The organism is Thiohalophilus sp., assembly GCF_031581315.1.
In the GTDB taxonomy this organism is placed as follows: domain Bacteria; phylum Pseudomonadota; class Gammaproteobacteria; order UBA6429; family Thiohalophilaceae; genus Thiohalophilus.
Genome location: NZ_JAVLAZ010000142.1, coordinates 1 through 3939, shown reverse-complemented (window position 1 = coordinate 3939; position 3939 = coordinate 1). Strand labels below are relative to the sequence as shown.

The following is a 3939-nucleotide window of genomic DNA, read 5'->3' as shown; positions in this document are numbered from 1 at the left end:
CCAGATGCTCGGCCGACTTGCGGGTGATGCGGGCGAGGAGGGTGGCGCCGTTGGCGTCGAGTTTGATCAGCTGCTGGGCCGGAGGCTCTTCGGCAATGGCCTCGACGGTGGCGGGGAAGATGTTAAGGATGCTGGTGTCCGTTTGTTGCGACAACGTCAGACTGATATCCCGGGCCTGCAGACGCACCCGCACCGGTTGACCTATCGGCAAGTCGGCCTGTGCCACTGTCAGTCTCCCGCCGGCAAAATCAAGATAGCTCAAACCGTATTGATCATCGTGCGCGTTGACCGTGGCCTCGACGATGGTCTCGGCATCGGGTGCATGGGCCAGGGGCAGATCGAGCCGGTTCAACAACTCGATCACGCTGCCGGTGGCCTGTACCCGGCCGTTGTTCAACATGATCATCTGTTGTGCCAGTTGCGCCACTTCGCTGTGATCGTGACTGACGTACAGCACCGGGATTGCCAGTTCCTGCGACAACTGCTGCAGGCAGGCCATGATGGCGTGTTTACTGTCGCGATCCAGCGCGGCCAGCGGTTCATCCATCAGCAACAGTTGCGGCGCCGACAGCAGGGCGCGACCGATCGCGACCCGCTGGCGTTCGCCCCCGGAGAGATTCTGCACGGATCGGTTCTGCAGCTGGCTGATGCCCAGCAGACCGATGATGCGTTCCGGATCCACGCCGGCCTGTTCGCTGCCGCTGCGGCGATAGCCGAAGAGCAGGTTGTCCCGCACCGACAGGTGGGCGAACAGGTTAGCTTCCTGAAACACATAACCGATGCCGCGCCGATGGACCGGCACAAACGTGTGTTCGTCCTGCCAGGTGGTGTGGCCCAGTTTAACGTTGCCGCGCGCCATCGGTTCCAGACCGGCGATGCAACGCAACAGGGTGGTCTTGCCGCAACCCGAGGGGCCGAACAGGGCGGTGATGCCCTGCGTCGGCGCGCTGAACTCGGTCTGGAGCGTGAAGTCGCCGCGCGACAGTTCAAAGCGGGCCTGCAGCGTCATGTGGGCAGCACCTGCAGACGCCGGTTATAGCGATAGACCAGCAGCAGCATGATGAACGAGGCGAGCAACAGACCGCCGGCCAGCCAGTGGGCGCTGGCGTAATCCACGGCTTCGACATGATCATAAATCGCAATTGACAGCACCTGGGTTTCGCCCGGAATATTGCCGCCGATCATCAACACCACGCCGAATTCACCGACCGTATGCGCAAAGCCGAGAATGGCGGCGGTGATAAATCCGGGCCGCGCCAGGGGGAGGATCACGCTGAAAAAACGATCCAGCGGCGAGGCACGCAACGTGGCGGCCACCTCCAGCGGCCGACGACCGATGGCGGCAAAGGTATTTTGCAGCGGCTGCACCACAAACGGCAGGGAATAGAAGACCGAACCGATGACCAGCCCACTGAAGGTAAAGGCCAGCGACCCCAGTCCCAGGGCCTGGGCTGTCTGGCCGAAGATCCCCTGGGGCCCCAATGCGAGTAACAGGTAAAAGCCGAGTACCGTCGGTGGCAACACAAGCGGCAGGGCGATGAGCGCCTCGATCATCGGTTTGAACTTCTGGCGAGTATGGGCCAGCCACCAGGCCAGCGGCGTGCCCAGCAGCAACAAAATCACCGTTGTGAGCGTGGCCAGCTGCAGCGTGATCCACAGGGCCTGCAGGTCGTTGGCGCTGATCATTCCCTCTCCTGTGACGGGGTGGCGTAACCAAAGCGGCGGATGATCCGTTCAGCAGAGTCACTTTTTATATAGGCGACTAACGCCCGCGCCGCCGGGGTATCGTTCAACAGGACCGCCTGCTGCTCGATCGGATCATAGAGCGATTCGGGGATGGTCCACAGCGAGCCCTGTTGCGCCATGCTCGATCCTTGCAGTTGCGAGAGCGCGACAAAGCCCAGTTGCGCATTGCCGGTGGCGACAAACTGAAAGGTCTGGGCGATGTTCTCGCCCCGCACCAGACGGGATTGTAATTTGTCGTACAGCCCGCGTTGTTGCAGGACCTGCTTTGCCGCCAGCCCGTAAGGCGCCAGGCGCGGATTGGCCATCGCCAGATGCCGGAATGCCCCGGTTTCGAGCACCAGGCCCTGGTCGTCCACATAACCGGCCTCTGAACTCCATAACACCAGCTTGCCGATGGCATAGGTAAAACGGCTGCCCGGCACGCTGCGCTTTTGTTGTTCGAGTAATCGCGGGCGACGCACGTCGGCCGCAAAAAACAGATCAAACGGTGCGCCGTTGAGAATCTGCGCATAATGCTTGCCGGTCGAGCCGCTGGCGACGATCACCCGATGTTTGCTGGTCGCTGCAAAATCTTCGACCAGGGCTTCCAGGGTCGTCTTGAAATTCGACGCCACCGCCACCCGCAAGGTCTCCGCGTTGCAAAGCGGTGCAACGAGTAACAGCAAGACGATGGTATAAAGGCGAGCCACAGACATCGGTGTCCTCGTTAGTCGTATCAGTGATTAGTGTTCAGGCACTATTATCCGCGAATCAACGCAAATAAACGCCAATATCAAAATATTCGTTTACAGACTTGTGTGCCTGGGTAGGTAGCAGGAGAAGAAGAATCATTTCGTTTCTCCGCGACCTTTGCGCCTCTGCGTCCTCTGCGTTCATTTCCAGAGCGCTGAACAAGTGACGTTACTCTCCCGACCACCGTCACCGCTAGTGCAGCTTGATCTCCGGCTCTACCGTGGCCCGGAAGCGATTGGCAATGGAGATCATCATGGTGCGGTAAAAACCGAACAGGGCGAACTGGTGCAACTTGTATAGCGACAGATAAACCATCCGCGCCACGAAGCCTTCGACCATGATGCTGCCGGTGAGATTGCCCATCAGGTTGCCCACGGTACTGTACTTGCCCAGCGAGACCAGTGAGCCGTAGTCGCGATAGTGAAACGTCGGCAATGGTTTGCCCGCCAGACGGTGTTTCATGCTTTTGATCAGCAGGGCCGCCTGCTGGTGCGCGGCCTGCGCCCGGGGCGGCACATTGCTCTCCATCTGCGGCCAGGGACAGGCCGCGCAATCGCCGAAGGCGAAGATATTCTCATCGCGAGTACTTTGCAGGGTTTGATCGACGACCAGTTGATTGCCGCGGTTGGTTTCCAGGCCGTCGATCTCGGCGAGAAAGTCGGGCGCCTTGATGCCGGCGGCCCAGACCTTGATCGGGGCGTGAATCTCGCGGCCGCTTTCGGTGTACAGCGCCCCGGCGGTGACCTTCACCACCCGTTCGCCCTTGAGCACGGAAATCTTGAGTTTCTCCAGCTCCGCCTCGGTGGCTTGCGAGAGACGTGGCGGCAGGCCCGGCAGGATACGTTCGGCGGCTTCGACGATGGTAATGCGCACATCGGCCGGATTGATCTGATCGATCCCGTAGGCGGTGATCAGCCGCGAGACCTTGTGTAACTGGGCGGAGAGTTCGATGCCGGTGGCGCCGCCGCCGGCGATCACCACATCCAGCTGACCCTGTTGCGGCGCATCGGGCCGGGTGCTGGCGCGCATGAAGTTCTCCAGCAACAGATGCTGGAACGATTCGGCCTGTTGCTTGGTATCCAGGAACAGGCAGTGATCGCGCACGCCCTCGATGCCGAAATCGTTACTTACGCTGCCGACGGCCATAATCAGGGTGTCGTATTGAAACTCGCGCCGGGGAATGACTTCATTGCCCTTCGCATCCAGGGTCGGGGCCAGATAGATGGTGCGTGAGGCCCGATCCAGCCGATCCATACGGCCGAGGCGAAATTCGAAATGGTTGCGCGCCGCCTGGGCCAGGTATTCGATCTGGTTCTCGTAGGCGTCGAAGGTGCCGGCAGCCACCTCATGCAGCAGCGGCTTCCAGATATGGGTGCGGTTGGCATCCACCAGGGTGATGCGGGCGCGGCCTTTTTTGCCCAGGGTCTTGCCCAGACGCGTGGCCAGCTCCAGCCCGCCGGC

4 protein-coding genes are annotated in these 3939 nt (G+C 60.9%); all 4 read right to left on the bottom strand.

What is annotated here, in order from left to right; genetic code table 11:
* A partial coding sequence (modC, locus tag RI563_RS12840; protein ID WP_310694781.1) for a molybdenum ABC transporter ATP-binding protein occupies positions 1–1009 on the bottom strand: 1009 nt, incomplete at its 3' end.
* Positions 1006–1686: a molybdate ABC transporter permease subunit gene (gene modB, locus RI563_RS12835; protein WP_310694780.1), complete on the bottom strand. Its 681-nt coding sequence runs from the start codon at positions 1684–1686 to the stop codon at positions 1006–1008. The genes modC and modB, both read right to left, overlap by 4 nt.
* Complete coding sequence (gene modA / locus RI563_RS12830) at positions 1683–2441, bottom strand: molybdate ABC transporter substrate-binding protein (RefSeq protein WP_310694779.1); 759 nt, start codon at positions 2439–2441, stop codon at positions 1683–1685. Before modA ends, modB begins: the two co-directional genes overlap by 4 nt.
* 229 nt (positions 2442–2670) lie before the next feature.
* Positions 2671–3939, bottom strand: a 1269-nt coding sequence (locus tag RI563_RS12825) for an NAD(P)/FAD-dependent oxidoreductase (RefSeq protein WP_310694778.1), incomplete at its 5' end; no start/stop codon positions are given.